Source organism: Kitasatospora sp. NBC_01539, from assembly GCF_045040525.1.
GTDB lineage: Bacteria > Actinomycetota > Actinomycetes > Streptomycetales > Streptomycetaceae > Kitasatospora.
On record NZ_CP109390.1, the window covers coordinates 7237274 to 7255861 of the forward strand.

General features: G+C 75.4%; 13 protein-coding genes. 11 read left to right on the top strand and 2 right to left on the bottom strand.

Features of this window, described 5'->3' with window-relative positions:
- Nucleotides 1–82: 82 nt before the first annotated feature.
- Complete coding sequence (locus OG335_RS31445; protein ID WP_405014517.1) at nt 83–1021, bottom strand: polysaccharide deacetylase family protein; 939 nt, start codon at nt 1019–1021, stop codon at nt 83–85.
- A gap of 584 nt (nt 1022–1605) precedes the next feature.
- Here OG335_RS31445 and OG335_RS31450 point away from each other — a divergent pair.
- The 3 genes from OG335_RS31450 (at nt 1606) to OG335_RS31460 (ending at nt 6819) form a co-directional block, all read left to right on the top strand.
- On the top strand, nt 1606–4206 hold the full coding sequence (locus tag OG335_RS31450; RefSeq protein ID WP_405014518.1) for a SpoIIE family protein phosphatase: 2601 nt from the start codon (nt 1606–1608) through the stop codon (nt 4204–4206).
- A 280-nt stretch (nt 4207–4486) separates the two neighbouring features.
- A complete protein-coding gene (locus tag OG335_RS31455) occupies nt 4487–6139 on the top strand; it encodes a sensor histidine kinase (protein WP_405014519.1) in 1653 nt (550 codons plus the stop codon).
- A 32-nt stretch (nt 6140–6171) separates the two neighbouring features.
- Nucleotides 6172–6819: a response regulator gene (locus OG335_RS31460; protein ID WP_405015594.1), complete on the top strand. Its 648-nt coding sequence runs from the start codon at nt 6172–6174 to the stop codon at nt 6817–6819.
- Between the two features lie 105 nt (nt 6820–6924).
- On the opposite strand, the gene OG335_RS31465 is transcribed toward OG335_RS31460, so the two are convergent.
- Nucleotides 6925–7680 (bottom strand): hypothetical protein, encoded by a 756-nt coding sequence (locus OG335_RS31465; RefSeq protein WP_405014520.1) that lies wholly within the window; start codon nt 7678–7680, stop codon nt 6925–6927.
- A 367-nt stretch (nt 7681–8047) separates the two neighbouring features.
- On the opposite strand from OG335_RS31465, the gene OG335_RS31470 reads away from it, so the two are divergent.
- From OG335_RS31470 to OG335_RS31505, 8 genes are all read left to right on the top strand, one after another.
- On the top strand, nt 8048–8389 hold the full coding sequence (locus OG335_RS31470) for a hypothetical protein (RefSeq protein ID WP_405014521.1): 342 nt from the start codon (nt 8048–8050) through the stop codon (nt 8387–8389).
- Nucleotides 8390–8460: 71 nt separating this feature from the next.
- On the top strand, nt 8461–8757 hold the full coding sequence (locus OG335_RS31475; protein WP_405014522.1) for a hypothetical protein: 297 nt from the start codon (nt 8461–8463) through the stop codon (nt 8755–8757).
- A gap of 620 nt (nt 8758–9377) precedes the next feature.
- The gene (locus OG335_RS31480; protein WP_405014523.1) at nt 9378–10436 is read left to right on the top strand and encodes a PstS family phosphate ABC transporter substrate-binding protein; all 1059 of its coding nucleotides are present in this window, start codon (nt 9378–9380) and stop codon (nt 10434–10436) included.
- Between the two features lie 208 nt (nt 10437–10644).
- Nucleotides 10645–11262, top strand: a complete 618-nt coding sequence (locus OG335_RS31485) for a hypothetical protein (protein ID WP_405014524.1) — start codon at nt 10645–10647, stop codon at nt 11260–11262.
- A gap of 373 nt (nt 11263–11635) precedes the next feature.
- Nucleotides 11636–14167 (top strand): hypothetical protein, encoded by a 2532-nt coding sequence (locus OG335_RS31490; RefSeq protein WP_405014525.1) that lies wholly within the window; start codon nt 11636–11638, stop codon nt 14165–14167.
- Nucleotides 14168–14252: 85 nt separating this feature from the next.
- Nucleotides 14253–15383 carry a phosphate ABC transporter permease subunit PstC gene (gene pstC, locus OG335_RS31495; protein WP_405014526.1) on the top strand — a complete coding sequence of 377 codons (1131 nt, stop codon included), beginning with the start codon at nt 14253–14255 and terminating at the stop codon, nt 15381–15383.
- Nucleotides 15384–15518: 135 nt separating this feature from the next.
- Nucleotides 15519–16829, top strand: coding sequence for a phosphate ABC transporter permease PstA (gene pstA / locus OG335_RS31500; protein WP_405014527.1), 1311 nt, complete (start codon nt 15519–15521; stop codon nt 16827–16829).
- A gap of 28 nt (nt 16830–16857) precedes the next feature.
- Entirely contained in the window at nt 16858–18540 is a 1683-nt protein-coding gene (locus OG335_RS31505) for a substrate-binding domain-containing protein (protein WP_405014528.1), read from the top strand.
- Nucleotides 18541–18588: the final 48 nt, after the last annotated feature.

An 18588-nucleotide genomic window follows, 5' to 3' on the forward strand; every position in this document is an offset into this window, starting at 1 on the left:
TGCGGGGCCGCCAGTCGATCACGGCCGTGCGCGGCCCTGCCCGGGGTTTCCGGATGCTGGGACGGCCCGCACCCGTCCCGGTTCAGAGGTAGTCGTCGAGGAGCGCGAGGGTGAAGCCCTGCTCGTCGGCGGTGCGCAGCACGCGGCGCAGCATGTCGGCCATCGTGCCGGACCACTCGCCGGGCCCGCGGAAGTGCGTGAGGACGATGTCGCCCGGGTACAGCCGGTGGTCGGCGTAGCGGTACTCGATCCGGTCGGGGAAGGCCTCCTCGTTCCAGAGCGGTACGGCGCGGATGCCGCACTCCTGCGCGGCCCGCAGCGTGTCGTCCGTGTACTCCCCGTACGGCGGGCGGAACAGCTGGGGACGGATGCCCGTCGCGCGGGCGAGTTCGTCCTGCTGGCCGCAGATCTGGGCGCGCTGGTCGGCCGGGGTGAGGCGCCGCATGTCGCGGTGGTCGAGGGTGTGGTTGTTGACGGCGACGCGGGCGTTCCCGCCGAGGCCGAGGAAGTAGCCGTAGTCGGAACGTGCGAGGTAGCCGGTGAGGAAGGTGCTGTAGGGGATGCCGAGTTCGGCGGTCATCCGGGCGAACTCCGGGTCCTTGGCGGCGCCGTCGTCGATGGTGAGGAAGATGACGCGGTCGTCGGTCGGCACCCGCTGGACGACCGGGGGCAGCCCGGGCCGGAGGATGACGCCGCTCTGTCCGGCGGCGACGGCCGGGCGCTGCCCGGGCGGGGGCGGCGCGGTGCGCGGCAGCCGTTCGAGCCCCCAGCTCCGGGCCTTCGCCTGGGCCCTGCGGTCCGCCAGGTCGCGGGCGAGGGCCGCGGTGGCGGCGTTGACCTCCTGCTGGCCGGCCCGGCCGGGGAGTTCGACCGCCGCGGGTGGCAGCGGTGCCGCCGAGCTCGTCGTGGGGTGGGTGGGCGGGGCGGGCGGTGGGGACGCGCTGCAGGCCGTCAGGGCGAGGGCGAGGCCGACCCAGAGTGCGGGTGCGACGCGATGACTACCTGATGATCCGATCTGCATACCGGCGGATGATCCCCGGGCCCGACAGGTACCAACCGGTCGACCGTCGAGCGTCCCACGGGCGGCCGATCTGCCGGAGTGTCGGCCGCGCGCAGGCGATCTGCCGTGCTAGGGCCCCGCCCGGCTGCGGCTGTGATCGCGGCGGGTGGACGGGGGGACGGGTGGGCGGAGGTGTCGGCGGAGGCGAGACCGGGACGTGGCACCACGTGGTCGACTTGTCGCCCTCCGTCGCCCTCCGTCGCCGCCCGGCGCCGGTCGTGCGCCGCAGGCCCGCCCGGGTCGTCCGCCGCGCACGTCCTCCTGGGCCGTCCACCGCGTACCGGAACGCACACCTCCGGTTGACACCTTCGGACCACCGGGGCTAGAGAGGGAGAATGCGCCTGGGTGTGCCGGCTGAAGGCAGGCCGGGGGCCGACACCGGGAACCGGGATGGCCCCGCGCCCCGCGACGCCCCGGACCGGAGCCACGCGCCGGACGGATCCGCCACCGGCGCGGACCCGGCCGGTGCCGTCACCGCTCCCGTCACCGCTCCCGCTCCCGTCACCGCGTCCTCCGCGGGCCCGGCCGCGGCTCCGGCCGCCTCCGTGGAGCCGCACACCCCCGCAGCCGCACCGCCCGCCCCGGGCGCGTTCACCGCCGCGGCCCAGGCCGCCGCCCGTGCCGCCGCGGCCAGGGCCACCGCCGAGCGCGACGAACTCGAACGGCTCCTCGCCGAAGCCCTGACCCGGGCCGTCGACGTCACCGCGGGCTACGGCGGCCTGCTCTACCTGCCCTCCGCGGACGGCCGCTCCCTCGTGCTCAGCACCGTGGTCGGCGTGCCGCTCCCGTTGCTCAGCGCCTTCCGGCGGATCGCCGTCGCGGCCCCGCTGCCGCCCAGCGAGGCGTACCGCACCGGACGCACCATCGTGCTCGTCGACCCCGACGAGACCATGCGCCGCTTCCCCCGGCTCTCCGTCGGCCTGCCCTACGCGTACTCCTTCGCCGCCGCCCCGATCGCCTCCCGGGAGGGCGTGCACGGGGTGCTCTGCGTGCTGTGGCCCAGCGCCGAGGCCGGGCTGCCCCCCGGCGCCAGGCGGCAGCTCCGCAGCTCCGCCAACCGCATCGCGACCGCCCTCGGCTCCTACGGCCACGGCGTCGTCGCCGCGGCGGCCGAGCCCACCGTGGTGCAGCTGCCCCCGCCCTCGGGCCCGGCGACCCGGGTCGGCATCTTCGACTGGGACATCCGGGGCCGCACCGTCACCGTCGACGACGAGCTGTGCGGCATCCTCGGCATCGACCCGGCGGCCTTCGACGGCCGCGGCGCCACGCTCCTCGGCCGGCTGTCACCGGAGGACGTACCGCTCCTCCGCGTCGACCTGCGCCGCGCCGCCCGCGACGGGCGGCCCTTCGACCGGCCGGTGCGGGTCCGCGACGCCCGCGGCGGGCACCGCACCGTCGAGCTGCGCGCCCGGCGGGTCGCGGACGGCACGCACCTGGTCATCGTCGTCCTGGACGACTCGGCCGGATCGGCCGCCGTCGCCGCCGTCGAACGGCTCCGCGACGGCGTCTTCGCGCTCGACGCCGAGGGCATGGTCGTCTACGCCAACCGCACCGCCGAGATGCTCCTCCAGGCCCGCCGCGACGAACTCCTCGGACGGCACCCCTGGGACGTCCTCGCCTGGCTCGCCGACCCGGCGTACGAGGACCGCTACCGGGCCGCGATGCTCTCCCGCCGGCCCACCGCGTTCCTCGCCTGCCGGCCCCCCGACCACTGGCTGGCCTTCTCGCTCTACCCCGACGCGCACGGCGTCACCGGGCGCGTCCTCGCCGCGGCGGCCCCCGCCGGCACCGGGGACCACCCCGCCCCGCTGCCCGAGGCCCCGCCCGCCACCCCCGCCAGCCTCGGCGCCACGTACCACCTGCTCCAGCTCGCCAGCGCACTGACCGAGGCGGTGAGCGTCCAGGAGGTCTGCGACACCGTGCTGGAGCAGATCCTGCCCGGCTTCGGCGGCCAGGAGCTCGCCGTCTACCTCGCCCAGCACGGCCGGATGCACCTCGTCGCACAGAGCGGCTACCCCGAGGGGTTCCTCGACCGGTTCGAGGCCACCCCGATGCGGGCCCGGCTGCCCGGCACCGAGACCCTCAGCACCGGAGCACCGCTGTTCTTCCAGTCGTCCGGCGAACTCCTCGCCGCCTACCCGGGCATCCCCCAGGACGAGATGCGGGCCTGGGCCTTCCTGCCGCTCATCGCCTCCGGCCACCCCGTCGGCAGCCTCATCCTGGGCTTCGAGCAGCCCCGCACCTTCACCCCCGAGGACCGGGTGCAGCTCACCGCACTCGGCGGCCTCATCGCCCAGGCCCTCGAACGCGCCCGCCTCTACGACGCCGAGTTCGCCCTCGCCCGCGGACTCCAGCAGGCCCTGCTGCCCCACCGCCTCCCGGACGTCCCCGGCATCACCATCGCCGCCCGCTACCTCGCCGGCACCCGCGGCATGGAGATCGGCGGCGACTGGTACGACGCCATCGCCACCCCGCACGGCCTCTGCCTCGTGATCGGCGACGTCGAGGGCCACAACGTCGGAGCCGCCGCCATCATGGGGCAGCTGCGCAGCGCCGTCCGCGCCTTCGCCTCGGGCGGCAGCCCGCCCGCCGAGGTCCTCGTCCGCACCAACCACCTCCTCGTCGACCTCGACCCGGGACTGCTCGCCAGCTGCTGCCTGATCCACCTCGACCCGACCGACGGCCGCGCGCACGGCGTCCGGGCCGGCCACCTGCCACCGCTGCTGCGTCGCCCGGACGGCCGTACCGAACTGGTCGACCTCGAAGGCGGCCCGCTGCTCGGCGTCGACCGGACCGCCCACTACCCGACCACCCGGCTGCACCTGCCCGTCGGCGCCGTGCTCGCCCTCTACACCGACGGCCTCGTCGAGACGCCCTCCACCGCGATCGACACGGGCATCGACGAGCTCCGCACCTCCCTCGCCCACAGCGATCCCGCGCTGTTCGCAGGGCCGGGCCCGGCAGGCGGCCACCACACCCCGGGCGGCCACCACGAGCCGGGGGGCGGACGCGACGTGCACCACCCGACGGTCGGGACGGGAGGCACCGGCAGCCTCGACCTGCTCGCCGACCGGCTGGTGAGCCGGGCCCGGCGGACCGCCCAGCGGCTCGACGACATCGCGCTGCTCCTCGTCCGGCGCGAGTGACGTCCGGGTGAGTGTCGTCCGGGTGAGTGTCGTCCGGCGGCCGGGTGCGTGCGGGCTGCGTGCGGCCTGCCCGCCGCGGTCCTGGTGCTCGTCGGCGTCGGCGTCGGCGTCGGTGTGCGGTGCCAGGGTGCTCCGACCTTCGGATGTCCGTCGGGGGTGCCCCTGTCCACTTCGGTCGGACGGGCGTGCCGCTGGAGGGCCGCGGAGCACGACTTTCGTCGCGGCAGGTCGAGACGGAGGGTGACGGCGGCGCCTCCGCGGCGGCCGCTAGCCTCGGCCCGTGACCTCGAAGACGACCGCAGTCCGCCCCGGCCGACCGCTGCCCGGCGCCCGCGGCGGGGCCGTTCCCGCCCGGGCCGGCTCGGCGCCGCGGGCGCTGCTGCGCCGCGTCCTGCCCGGCCCCTGGGACGGGCGCCGCATCGCCGCCGAGGCCGCCACCGTGCTGCTGCTCGGCGGGCTCGCCGCCCTCGTCGAGCTGGCCGACACGTCCGCTGCGTCCGCGGCGGCCGTCGGCCTGGCCGCGGCGGTGCTCCTGCTGCTGCGCCGAGGCCTGCCCGCCGCCGTCCTGGTGCTCGTCGGCGTCGGCGTGGGCGTCCTCGGCGGTTTCGCGCCCGTGCTGGTCGTGGCCGGCTGGTCCGCGGGCTTTCGGATCGCCCGCCCGCCGCTGCTCGGCGCGGTCTTCGGCACCTCCCTGGCCGCCGTCCTCACCACCTCGCTGTGGTCCAACACCGACGAGCTGCCGGTGCGGGCCAACCTGTTCATCTCGGTGATCGGGTTCCTGCTGCTCGCGGTGCTGCCCGCCGTCATCGGCCGGTACCGCGCCCAGCGGGTCGCGCTGCTCGCCGCCCTGCGCGAGCGCAACGCGCAACTCGTGCGCGAACGCGCCATGATCGCCCACCAGGCCCGGCTGCGCGAACGCCACCGGATCGCCCAGGACATGCACGACAGCCTCGGTCACCAGCTCGCCCTCATCGCCGTCCACACCGGCGCGCTGGAGGTCGACCGCAGCCTGACGGACCACCAGCGGGAGGCGGTCTCCGTGCTGCGCCGGGCGGCCTCCGGCGCGATGCGCGAACTGCGCGAGGTGGTGGGCCTGCTGCGCGACGACACCCTCAGCCAGGCCGGCGGCGTCGAGGCCGTCGAGCAGCTCGCCGAGACCTCCCGGGCCGCGGGCGCGGACGTCTCGCTGCACCGCTCGGGCGACCCCCGGCCGCTCGCCGCCGCCGCGGGCCACGCGGCCTACCGCACCGTGCAGGAAGGGCTGACCAACGTCCACAAGCACGCCCCCGGCGCGCCCGTCTCCGTCTCCCTGCGCTACGAGCCGGACGCCCTCGTGGTGGAGGTGCACAACGGTCCGCCGCCCGCCCCGGCGGAAGGAGCGATCGGCGGCGGCCAGGGCCTGACCGGCCTGCGGGAGCGAGCCCGACTGCTCGGCGGCATGGTGCACGCGGGCCCGACCCCCGAGGGCGGCTACCGGCTGGCCGGCGTCTTCCCGTACGACGCGGCGGGCATCCCCGGCCCGGACGACGAACCTGAGACGGCCCTGCCGGTGCCGCCCGACCCGGCCACCCGCCGGAGCCCCGCACTGGGCTGCGCCCTCGGCGCGGGCCTGGTGCTGCTCGCCGCCCTCGGCATCGTGGTGTGGGGGGCCTTCCTCTTCTTCGAGGTGCTCGGCAACGCCACCCTGCCCCGCGACACGTACGACGCGCTGAGGGTCGGTCAGAGCGAGCGGGAGGTGCGCTCCCGGCTGCCCGCGGGCAGCGAGCTGATGACCGGCGAGTACCGGACCCAGGGGCCGCCGGTGCCGACCGGGGCCAGCTGCGACTGGTTCATATCGGGGGAGGAGACCGGCACGCTGGAACACGAGACCGTCCTGCGGCTCTGCTTCGCCGACGGCCGGCTCGCCGAGAAGCAGCACTACCCTGCCAGGTGACGACCCGTACCGCCGCACAGGAGGCCGCAACCGTGATCAAGGTCCTCGTCGCCGACGACGAACCGCTCATCCGGGCCGGCATCCGGATGATCCTCACCTCGGCGGAGGACATCGACGTGGTGGCCGAGGCCGGCGACGGCCGCGAGGCGCTCGCCCTGGCCCGCGCCCACGCGGTCGACGTCGTGCTGCTCGACATTCAGATGCCCGTCATGGACGGACTCACCGCCCTCGCCGAGCTCCCCCGGGCGGCCCCCGGCACCCGCGCCCTCATCCTCACCACCTTCGGCGAGCGGGAGAACGTCCTGCGGGCGGTCTCCTCCGGCGGAGCCGGCTTCCTGCTCAAGGACACCGCCCCCGGCGAACTCATCCAGGCGGTACGGGCCGCGGCCGGCGGCAACGCCTTCCTCTCCCCGGCCGCCACCCGGCACATCGTGGACAGCCTCGCCGCCGGCCCCGCCACGGCACGCGGCGAGGCGGCCCGCGGCCGCCTCGCCGTGCTCACCGCACGCGAACGCGAGGTCGTCGACCTGCTCGGCGAGGGCCTCTCCAACGCCGACACGGGCAGCCGCCTCCACATGAGCGAGGCCACCGTGAAGACGTACGTCAGCCGCATCCTGGCCAAGCTCGGCTGCGACAACCGTGTCCAGGCCGCGCTGCTCGCCCGCGATGCGGGGCTCTGACGGGAGGTCACAAGCCACAGGTCACGGGTAACGGGCCACAAGCCACCGGTCACCGGTCAGGGGCACCGGCAGGCCTGACCCGGGCGGCCGACCGCGCCCGCCCGGTCAGTCCTGCGGCTGCAGCACCCCGGCGAGCTGGGCCTGCGCCCGGTCGAGCTCGCCGTTGATCTGGGCCCGCAGCGCGGGCAGCAGGGCCAGGGCGGCCCGCGCCGCGTCCGCCGTCGGCTCCGGGTCGGCCTGGGCGGCGAGCACCGCCGACCGCAGCGGCATGAGCGTCAGGGCGGTCTCCCACGCGGCCCGGTGCACGCCTGCCGCGTACCGCGAGGTGAGGTACTCCAGGGGCCCCAGCGCGAGGCCGTCGGCGTCGTCCGGCCCGGCGAGCCGGTCGCTGGGGAGCAGCCAGGCGATGCCGTCCCGGGCGATCAGCTCGAACGCCCTCGACTCGTCCGGCACCGACCATCCGCCGGTGGCGGCCTGCAGCAGGCGTTCCAGCATCGCGGCCTCCCGCGGCCCGGCGGGCCGGTCCGGATGGTCCTGGTCGGCGAGCAGCTGGGCGAGGTGGTAGCGCTGGCCCCAGCTGCCCACCCACCGGTGCATGGCGCCCGCGCGGGTCTCGCGCAGGGCGGCCAGCGCCAGCGAACGGGTGGTGAGGTCGCGTCGGACGAGTACGCCGTTCGCGTCCGGCCCGGCGGAGCGGAGGGCGGCCAGCACGGTGGCCGGCGGCGGGCCGTCGTACCAGCGGAGCGTCCACGTGCGGTGAGCCGGGTCGTACTGCGGCTCGAACGGGGTGCGGTACTGCACGCCGAGGCGGTCGGCGAGCCGGCGCAGGCGGGGCCCGCGCGGGGAGTGGTGGGTGGGCATGGCTGCACAGTAGCCACCGCCGGTCGTACCGCCGCGGCATGCGCGGCGACGCGCGGCGGGCCTCACCCGGTGGATGCCCGTCCGACCCGCCGGCGGGGTGACAGACACCCGCCCGACGGTACGTCTCCTTAATGGGGGAGAACTTCCCCGTAAAGAAGAGTGGTTGGGGCTCGATCGAGCTTTCGGTATGCACGGTGCACACGTAGCGTGACCCTGCTTGGTCAAGTCTTTGCACGATGTCCGCGCCGCCACCGCCCCGGGACCCGGTGGCGCGGGCCCGCGGGGTGCGAACCACAGGGGCGGGACAGTGGAGGGTTCGGCACGTGAACACGACGGCGGCGAGCGGTCGCAGCAGTGGGACGGCCTGTTGGCCGAGCCCGTCGGAGGCGGACGGTTCCGCTGGCAGTTGAAGGCGCAGAACGGTCGGCTGGTCGCCGTCTCGCTCCCCGTCCACGCGTCGCCGGCCGACGCCGAACGGGCCTTCGCCGACCTGGTCGAGGCCGCGCCGGCACTGGTCGCCAGGATCACGCACGTCCGCGACGGGCTGGGCTGGGTCTGGGTGGTACCCGGCCCGAACGGGGCGGCACTGGTCCGTTCGCACCGCGCGTACGAACGGTACGCGACCTGTCAGAACGCGTTCCGAAGATTCGTCGCCCTGCTGGTGAAGCAGGGCGGACGAAGCCCCGCCGGACCCGGGGGCCGGAGGTGACCGCCAAGCGGCGTGCCCGGCTCCTCGCCGTCCGAGGCGCCGACGGGACCGTCGGCTGGACGATGCGTGCCGTGAACGGACGACAGCTGGCCTGCTCGGCCCGGCCCTTCCGTGACGAGGCCCAGCTCGCCGACTCGCTGCGCGAGCTCCTCCGCGAGCGGACCGCCCTCCGGTACCGGCTCGGCCTGCTCGGCCCGCAGCTCTGGGGATGGACGGCGTTGCCGCCCGTCCGCAGCACCAGGCCCGGCGCGCCCGAGCCCGAGCCCATCGCCCGCAGTGCCCGCGGCTACCTTCGGCGGGACCAGTGCCGGCAGACGATCGAGAGCTTCCGCTCGGGCCTGCAGGACGTGCAGCACTGGCTCGACTGAGCCCGGAGGCAGGTGGCCCGGAGGCAGGCGTCCGATGGCAGGGCCCGAGGGCGCGGGCTGCGCGCAGGACCCGGCGGCGTGACCCGGTGACGCTGTATCCCGGCACCCGGCGGTACGACCCGGTGGTGACGGCCGCCGGGCGCGTCGTCACGCCCGGATGCCGGGACGCCTGTTGCCTGGATGCCTGAACGCCGGGTCGCCGGGTCGCCCGTGAGGCCGGACCCCCGGGCCGTCCAGCACCGGTTCGGCCGTGCGGCGGGCCGAGACGCGGCCTGCCCCACCACCGGTCCCTCTCCCGGGCCGGGTGGTGGCGGAGAGATGTCCGGCCGCCCCCCGAGCCGCCACCTGGAGAAGAACGGTGCCGGGGCACCGGCCCCCACGCGCTCCGGCTGCCGCCGGCCGCCGGTACCGCTCCGACCAGGGGGAACGCGACCGCCAGGTCGGCGCGGCACCGCCCCGGCGCCCCCGGTGCCCGCAGCCGGCGGGCCTTCCCGCCCGGTGCGGCGGGCGGTGAGGATCGGTGCCGCCGGCGGCCGATCAGGGGATGGCCGCCGGCGCCGAGGGCCCCACCGGTGCCCCGGCCATGCGATGTACGTCTCTTCCACCGGAGGAAGAACACCATGCGTCACAACGCCGCCAGGCTGTTCGCCGTCACCGCGATCACCGCCTCTCTCGCGACGCTCGCCGCCGTTCCCGCGCTCGCCGACCCGGCCTCCACCCCGGCCGCCGGCTCGATCGTCGGCGCGGGCTCCGACACCACGCAGGCCGTGTTCAACCAGTTCTCCACCGACTACAACGCCTTTCTGACCGCCGCGGGCAACACCACCTCGCCGCGCCTCTACAGCTGGGACGCGACCGGCACCTCGCCGGTCACCACCAAGACCGGCGCCACCTCCATCGCGCGTCCGAACGGTTCCGGCGCGGGCATCAGCGCGCTGAACGCCAACACCAGCGCCACCCTGGACTTCGCCCGCACCTCCCGCGGCCCGCAGACCGGCGACCTCACCACGGACGACTTCGTGGCCTTCGCCAAGGACGCCGTGACGTGGTCCGCCAAGGCGACCGGCGGCAACGCCCCGGCCGACCTCACCACCGCCGACCTGGTGGCCATCTACACCTGCACCAAGACCAACTGGAACCAGATCACCGACATCACGGGTTACACCGGCCCGAACGCCACCATCAAGCCGTACCTGCCGCAGGCCAGCTCCGGCACCCGCTCGTTCTTCCTCAAGGCCATCGGCGGCGGCACCCCGGTCACCCCGGGCGCCTGCGTCGTCACCGGCCCGGAGGAGAACCAGGGCACGGACGCGGTCCTCAACGACGCCAACGTGGTCTTCCCCTACTCCGTCGGCCACTACGTCGGCCAGCTCAACGGCCACGTCACGGCGACCGACGACAAGGGTGTGCTGACGGTCCGCAAGATCAACAACGTGGCGCCGCTGACCGGCACCAACACCCTCAGCGCCGGCTTCGCCGCCACCTCCTACGGGCGGGTGCTCTACAACGTGGTCCGCCACGCCGAGTGGACCGGCACCGGTACGCAGCCCGACGCGCTGCGCGCCATCTTCGGCACCTCCGGCTGGCTCTGCACCAACACCACCGCCAAGGCCGACATCGCGGGCTACGGCTTCCTGGTCCTCCCGGGTGCCGCCTGCGGCAGCGTCACCCACATCTGATCCACACGGGCCGGGGCCGGTCCCGCACGCCGGCCCCGCTCCGAGCCCGCCCGCCCGCCGGGCGACCCCAGGGGTCGTTCCGGCGGGCGGGCCGGTCCGTGTCCCCGCTCCCGCACCACCCACGTGAACCACCTGCACCATCCGCACGACCTGAACCACCCGCCATCCCCGGAACCCGTGTGGTTCCCGCAGTCGAGGAGACCCGCCCATGTCCACCGCCACCACCCGTCGTCCCGCCCGTCCCGTGGCCCGGTTCGCCGCCGCCGTGGCCGCTGCCGCCCTCGCCCTGGTCACCGCGGGTGCCGTGGCCCCGTCGGCCGGTGCGGCCGTCCCGGCCGCCGGGAGCGCCGTGGTGACCGAGAGCAACGCGTTCTTCCAGCAGGCCGCGCTCGCCGGGATCGTCGCGGTGCCGCTGCCCTCGGCCACGGCCTCGTACGACGGCAGCGCCGGGTTCTCGGGCTCGTTCCCGGTGACCGGCGGCACGGGCAGCCTCACCGACTACTACGGCCAGGTGCAGCTCGGCGGGGGTCTGCTGGTCGTCGACGTGCGGACCGGCCGCTCGGTGGCGTTCACGCAGCTGGCCTTCAGCGCGGACACCTGGCAGCTGACGGGCGTGCCCGCGGGCGGCGCCGCGCCGGTGGCCCTGTTCGACCCCGCGGGCGAGAACACCGTCACCCGCAGCGGTGCGGTGCAGTCGCTGACGGCCTCCTCGCTGACCGTCGACGCCGAGGGCGCCCTGCTGCTCGACCAGCGCCTCGGTACCTCCTTCTTCACCGCCGGGCAGTCGGTCGGCTCCTTCGCCCTCACCTACACGCCCGCGTCCTGACGCGCGGGAGCGTCCGGGGCCCGCGCCGTCCGACGGCCGGGCCCCGGATCGTCTCCGGGGGCAAGACCGTTGTGGTCCCGTACATCTGACGGTCCATCAAGGTCCATCTGCGGGCGGGTCAATGGAACCGTCACCGTCGACCGGCCGGGCCGCTGCGCCCGCGCCGTGCGTCCTTCGCCGTGCGTCCAGCGCCTGCGTCCTGCCTCGTGGGTCCTGCGCCCGTGCGCCCGGTCGCGCCGGGGCAGCGACCGCCCCGGCCGTCGCGATCCCCACCGTCCCGCCGGGACCGGCCTGTCCGGGCCGGCCCGCTGTCGTCCCGTACCCGTTTGTCGTCCCGTACCCGCTGTCGTTCCGCACCCGGAGGTGCCCCGCCATGAGACTCCGCCCGCCCGGTCCGCCCCGCCGCCCGTTCCGGCCGCGGTGGACGAGGACGCTCCTCGTGGTGTCCTTCGCCTGGGCCGTGGTGGTGGCATCGGGGGTCGGCCCGCTCGGCTTCGGCGGGGCGCCGCCCGCGCACGCGGACACGGGTGTCACCGTGACGGGCCCGCCGGTCTGGCAGCCCGGCGACGGCACGTACGGCCCGGAGGGCTCGGTGACGGTGTCGCCGGCGACGGGGCTCGGCAACCAGGTGGTGCGGGTCTCGTGGCGGGGCTTCACGCCGACGGTGGACGTGTTCGGCAGCCCGGTCGCGGTGGTGCGCAACCCGCACGACGGGTCCGCCGACTCCAACGCCGTGTACCCCGTGCGGGTCTACCAGTGCCGGGGCCTGCAGCCGGCCGTGACCGACTGCTACGGCTCGACGCTCTACGGCGGCGACCCGGCGAAGGGCTTCCGGCAGGCCGCCCCGGAAGCGGGCCTGACGACACCGGAGTTCCCCTCCAACATGGCGATCGGGGCGACCCGGCCGGACGGCACCGGCGAGGTGGCCGTCGAGGTGTGGACCTCGCAGCAGAGCCAGAGCCTCGGCTGCGACGCCGACACGCCCTGCTCGATCGTCGTGGAGCCCGAGTACGGCGGTGACGCGCTCGGCGCCTACCAGGACCCGCTCGGCACCGTCAACTGTGCCGAACACGCGGGCGACAACGACTTCTTCTTCAACGAGGCCACCGACGCCTCGCTCTTCATCGAGAACCTGGGCCATCCGTGGCGCAGCGGCGAGGCCTGCGCGTGGGAGCACCGCACGGTGGTGCCGCTGACGTTCGCCCCGTCCGCCGCGGACTGCGAGTCGCGCGCGGCCGACTTCTCGGCGATCGGACTGGAGATGGCGACCCGTGCGATGCAGCAGTGGCGCGCCGGCCTGTGCCACGGCCAGGACCCGCTGAACGTCCAGTACACCTTCGGCGGCGGCGAGCCGCAGGCCCGTTCCGGCTTCCTGCGGCGCTCGGGCGCGGACGTGGCACTGACCGCCCGCCCCGACCGCGGCCCGGCCCCGCGCCCGTACGTGTACGCGCCGCTGGCCGTCACCTCGATCTCCGTCGTGTACGTGGTCGACGACGCCGAGACGCACCGCCAGATCCGCCGACTGCGGCTCAACGCCCGCCTGGTGGCGAAGATGCTCACGCAGTCGTACCGGCTCAACGGCGAGGACACCGTCGAGTCGGTGGCCGGCAACCCCGCCTGCATCTTCGACGACCCGGAGTTCCGGTCGCTCAACCCGAGCACGCCGGGGGAGGGGCCCAACTGGCCGTCCTGCGTGGTCACCGGTGACTTCCGGGCGACGTCGCCGGTGGTGGTCGGCGGCACCACCGACCTCGTGCACCAGGTGACCTCGTGGCTGGCGGCCGACCCGGAGGCGGGGCAGTTCCTCCAGGGCGCCGAGGACCCGTGGGGCATGCACCTCGACACCTTCTACCTGCGTCCGGCGTACCCCGGTTATCCGGTGGAGGCGCTGCAGCCGCAGGACTTCTCGGGCCCGCAGAGCTGGAAGCAGTACGAGTGGAACCCGGTGCTCGGCGGGCTCGGGGAGGTGGCCCGCCATGCCATGCAGAGCCAGCCGTCGTGCCTGTCGACCGATGTGACGGCCACCGGCGGCCACAACAAGTGCCAGGTGCAGACGGTCGGCGCGCGGTCGTTCTTCGCGGTGCTGGACTCCGGCGACGCCCAGGCGCTGAGCCTTCCCGAGGCGGAACTCCGCAACCCAGCAGGCAGTTTCGTCGCGCCGACGCTGACCGGCCTGCAGGCTGCCGTCGCGGGCATGCCGGTCGACGCGACGACCGGCACCCAGGAACTCCCCTACACCGACCGGGGATCCGCGTTCGCCCGGGACACCGCCGCCTACCCGCTCACCACGGTGCAGTACGCGATGCTGCCCACGGCCGGCCTCGCCGCGCCGAAGGCGGCCGCGGTGGCGCGGTTCGTCCGGCAGGTCACCGACCCGGGCGGCGGCCAGGTCTACGGCACGGCGCCGGGCCGACTGGCCATCGGCTACGCATCGTTGACGGACGCCCAGGCAGCGCAGGCCCGGCAGGCCGCGGAGCACGTGGCCGCGCAGGACGGCGCCCTGCCCGGCAACCAGTCGGCCGGCGGCAGCGGATCGTCCGGCAGCACGGGCGGCGCGGGTACGACGGGCGGAAGCTCCGGCGGCTCGGTCGGCGGATCCTCCCTCACGGGCGGCGCGGCGGGGTCGGCCGGCGGGAGCGGTGCCACCCCGGTGGCGGCCGCGTCCTCCGCCGCGCCGGGCACCGCCGGCGGCGCGGCGGGCGGCACGGTGTCGGCCGCGGCCGGCCGTCCCTCGCCGGACCGGGCCGGGGCGACCCGGTACCTCCTGCCGGTGGCGCTGGTCGCCGGCGGGGTGCTGCTCCTCGGTGGTCCGGCGGTGCTGCTCCTCGGCGGGACGGCTGCGGGCGGACGGGTGACCGCTGCGGCCCGCAGGCGGTGGAACCGGCTGACCGGGTCCGGCGGCTGACACCGGTACCCGCCGCCCGGTCCTCCGTGCGGCGGGTCCCCTGCCCGAGCCCGAGCCACCCCCGACCACGGAGAGAGCCTGCCCGATGGCATCCGACGTCCGACCCGCCGGTCCGCCCGTCCCGTCCGACGGCGTCCCGCCCGGCGCCGTCCAGTCCGCCCCCGTCGAGTCCGCCCCCGTTCCGTCCGGCGCCGTTCCGCCTGCGGCCGGCCCGTCCGGCGGTGTCCCGCCCGGTGCGGCCCCGGCCGACGACGGCGACCGGCCGCGCGCCATCGCCGCCCCGGCGTCGGCGGGCGACCGGGTGTTCCGCGGCGTGCTGCGGGTCGCGGGCCTGTCGGTCTTCCTGATCATGGGGCTGATCGCGTTCTTCCTGATGCTGCGCGGCTCCCAGGCGTTGCGCGAGGTCGGCTGGTCCTTCTTCACCGAGCAGCGCTGGCAGACCGCCGCGCACCGGTTCGGCATCGCCGCGGTGCTGCCGCAGGGGTTGCTGATCGCGCTCGTCGCGCTCTGCATCGCGGTGCCCGTCTCGCTCACGGCGGCGGTCTTCGTCGCCGAGTACGCACCGGTGCGGCTGCGGTCGGTGCTGATCTCGCTGGTCGACCTCATGGCGGCGATCCCGAGCATCGTGTACGGGCTGTGGGGGCTGTTCTTCCTGCAACCGCGGATCGTCGGCCTCGTCCGGTGGACGGCGCTGCACCTGGGCGGGGCGGTGCCGTTCCTGGAGGTGCGCACCGGCGACATCGGCACCTCGTACACCTCGTCCACGTTCATCGCGGGGGTGGTCGTCTCGCTCATGATCATCCCGATCATCACCTCGCTGAGCCGGGAGGTGTTCTCGCAGGCGCCGCAGGGCGAGCGGGAGGGCGCGTACGCGCTCGGCAGCAGCCGGTGGGGGATGGTCCGCACGGTGGTGCTGCCGTTCGGCCGGGGCGGCGTGGTGGGCGCGGTGATGCTGGGCTTCGGCCGGGCGATGGGCGAGACGATCGCCGTCGCGCTGATCATCTCGCCGTCGTTCGAGGTCACCGGCCACATCCTGGAGAACGGCGCCAACTCGATCTCCGCGCTGATCGCCCTGCGGTTCGGCGAGTCCGACCCGCTCTCGCTGTCCGCGCTGATGGCGGCCGGCCTGGTGCTGTTCGCCCTCACCCTGCTGGTCAACCTCGCGGCCGGGGTGGTCATCAACCGGTCCCGTTCCGGCGCCGCGACGGCGGACTGACGCGCTCCCGCACCGCCCGCACCTCCGCTCCCGCACCGGTCGCACCGCACCGCACCGCACCGGTCCACGCGCGCCGCAGCCCGCTCCGCTCCGCACCGCCCGCACCGGTCCACGAAGGAAGCCGAAGGACGCCAGATGAGCACCGCCACACCCGCCGCACCGCCGGTGACCGAACCCCCGGACGCCGAACCCCCGGACGCCGAACCCCCGGACGCCGAACTCCCGTGCGCCGAGGCGCCGGTGACCGCCCGCCCGGCGGCCGCCGACCCGGAGCCGCCCGAACGGCGCGTCAGGCTCGGGGGGTTCGCGCCCGCCGACCTCTGGTCGCCGTGCGCGGCCGCCGCGGGCGCGCTCGCCCTCGACTGGCTGCTGTACGAGCGGGTGCTGCCCTTCAGTGGCGCCCTCGGCTTCCTGCTCTGCTGGTACGCCCTGTTCCTGGGCCTGTTCGCCGTGGTGGGCGTGCTGCAGTGGGACGGGCAGACCGTCCGCGAGCGCGTCGTCGCCGTGGTGGCGTGGAGCGCGGGGCTGCTGGTCGTCGGGCTGATCGTCGACCAGATCGGCTACGTGCTGGTGCGCGGCCTCGATGCGGCCCGGCACGCCAACTTCTTCACGCAGACGATGGAGCACACCGCCGCGCTCTCCCCGATCACCTCCGGCGGCGCGCTGAACGCGGTGGTCGGATCACTCGAACAGCTCGGCCTCGCCACGCTGTTCGCCGTGCCGCTGGGCATCGCCGCGGCGGTCTTCATGTCGGAGGTGGGCGGCCGTCTGGCCCGTCCGGTGCGCACCCTCGTGGAGGCGATGACCGCCCTGCCGTCCATCGTGGCGGGCCTGTTCGTGCTGGGCGTGGTGATCCTCACGCTCGGCGCGGAGAAGAGCGGCTTCGCGGCCTCGCTGGCGCTCACCGTGATGATGATGCCGATCGTCACCCGGGCCGCCGAGGTGGTGATCCGGCTGGTGCCGGGCACCCTGCGCGAGGCGTCGTACGCGCTGGGCGCGAGCCAGTGGCGCACCGTGTGGCACGTCGTGCTGCCGACCGCCCGGCCCGGGCTGACGACCGCCGTCGTGCTCGGCATGGCGCGCGGCGTCGGCGAGACCTCGCCGGTGCTGCTCACCTCGGGCTTCACGGCGGGCATGAACCTCGACCCGCTGCACGGCAACCAGGTCAGCCTGCCGCTCTACATCTGGAACTACGTCAAGCAGCCGTATCCGGACATGGTGGCGCGCGCGTTCGCCGCCGCGCTCACCCTGATGGCCGTGGTGCTGGTGCTCTTCGTCCTCGCCCGGGTGCTCGGCGGCCGCCCGCCCGGACGGCAGACCCTGCTCCGGCGGCGCCGGCAGGCCCGGGCGGACCGCGCCGCCCGCCGCGCCGCGGAGCCGCCCGCCGGGCGCCGCCCCGACACCTCCCGCCCCGACACCTCCCGCCCTGGAACCAGGGCCGCCTGATGCGCCGCCACCACCTGAAGGAGTGCCCATGACCGGGCTCGTGCCCCTGCGGCGGGCGGCCGCCCTGCTGCTGGCCGCCCTGACCCTGCTGACGGCCGCCGCGCCCGCGCAGGCCGCGACCGCGCTCAACGCCGACGGCTCCAGCTGGGCGGGACCGGCGATCGACCAGTGGCGCCAGGACGTCGCCCCGCAGGGCATCCAGATCAACTTCAACCCGATCGGCTCCGCCGCGGGCCGCAACCAGTGGGCCATCGGCCAGGACGACTTCACCGCCTCCGACGTGCCGTTCCGCTCGAAGGCCGACAGCGGCGTCTCGGGCGGCGGCGCGGGCTCCGGCGCCGGGCAGCCGGAGAACCCGGTGTACGGCTACTCGTACGTGCCGATCACGGCGGGCGGCACCGCCTTCATGTACAACCTGGTCGTCGGCGGCAAGCGCGTCACCGACCTGCGGCTCTCGCCGGACACCCTCGTCGGCATCTTCACCGACCGGATCACCTCCTGGGACGACCCGGCGATCACCCGCGAGTACGGGCGGGCCCTGCCGAAGCTGCCGATCACGCCGGTGGTGCGCTCGGACGGCTCCGGCGCCACCGCCCAGTTCACCCGCTGGATGGAGCACACCCACCGCTCCGTGTGGGACGCCTACTGCGCGCGGGTCAACGGCGTCGCCTGCGGCGACTACACCGAGTTCTTCCCGCCGTCCGGCCGGATGGTCGCCCAGAACGGCTCGGACGTCGTCGCCGGCTACGTGCAGTCGCCGACCGGCCTCGGCGCCATCGGCTACGACGAGTACGCCTTCGCCAAGCGCAGCAACTGGCCCGTCGTCAAGGTGCTCAACCCCGCCGGGTACTACAGCCTGCCGACCGCCTCGAACGTCGCCGTCGCGCTGACCGCCGCCCGCATCAAGGGGGTCGACGACTCCACCTCGCCGAACGACCCGGACTACCTGCAGCAGAACCTCGACGGCGTCTACACGATGGCCGACCCGCGGTCGTACCCGGTCTCCAGCTACAGCTACCTGATCGTGCCGCGCGCGGGGGCGTCCCGGCCGGTGCCGCCGCGCTTCACCGACGCGAAGGGCAACGCCCTCAGCCGCTTCATCTCGCACGTGCTCTGCGCGGGCCAGGGCGAGGCGGACGAGCTCGGCTACTCGCCGATCCCGCGCAACCTGGTGCGCGGCGGCATGCTGCAGGTCCGGCACATCCCCGGCAACGCCTCCCCGGTCGACCCGGACTCGCTGCGCAACTGCGCCAACCCCACCTTCAACGCCGCGGGCGAGCTGACCGTCCTGAAGAACGCACCGCAGCCGAGCCCCTGCGACCGGCAGGGCGCGCCGCTGGACTGCGTGGTGAAGAACGGTACGGCCGTCGCCCCGAACAGCGGCGGCTCCTCCTCGTCCGGCGGTTCGAGCGGCGGCGGGGCCGGCGGGGCGTCCGGCACCGGCGGCGGGGGCACCGGAACGGCCGCCCCGGGCGCGGCAGGCACCGACCCGGGGCAGGCCGTGATCGACCCGCAGACCGGCGAACCGCTCGGCACCGGCGGCGGCAGCGGTGGCGCGGCCGTGCCCGCCTCCGTCGTCGCGATCGGCGGCCGGCCCGAGGACTGGGTGCTCTCCACCCTCACCGCGCTCGAACTGCTCGGCGTCGTCCTGGTGCCGCCGCTGCTCGGCCACTGGCTGCGCCGCCGCCGGGCCGCGGGGGGTGTCCGGTGACCGCGCCCGTGCAGGCCCGTCCCGGCACCGGGACGCCACCGCCGTCTG

Coding starts and splice junctions, on each gene's coding strand:
- OG335_RS31445 (WP_405014517.1), bottom strand. CDS start 1,021: ATGCAGATCGGATCATCAGGTAGTCATCGCGTCGCACCCGCACTCTGG.
- OG335_RS31465 (WP_405014520.1), bottom strand. CDS start 7,680: ATGCCCACCCACCACTCCCCGCGCGGGCCCCGCCTGCGCCGGCTCGCC.
- OG335_RS31480 (WP_405014523.1), top strand. CDS start 9,378: ATGCGTCACAACGCCGCCAGGCTGTTCGCCGTCACCGCGATCACCGCC.
- OG335_RS31485 (WP_405014524.1), top strand. CDS start 10,645: ATGTCCACCGCCACCACCCGTCGTCCCGCCCGTCCCGTGGCCCGGTTC.
- OG335_RS31490 (WP_405014525.1), top strand. CDS start 11,636: ATGAGACTCCGCCCGCCCGGTCCGCCCCGCCGCCCGTTCCGGCCGCGG.
- pstC (WP_405014526.1), top strand. CDS start 14,253: ATGGCATCCGACGTCCGACCCGCCGGTCCGCCCGTCCCGTCCGACGGC.
- pstA (WP_405014527.1), top strand. CDS start 15,519: ATGAGCACCGCCACACCCGCCGCACCGCCGGTGACCGAACCCCCGGAC.
- OG335_RS31505 (WP_405014528.1), top strand. CDS start 16,858: ATGACCGGGCTCGTGCCCCTGCGGCGGGCGGCCGCCCTGCTGCTGGCC.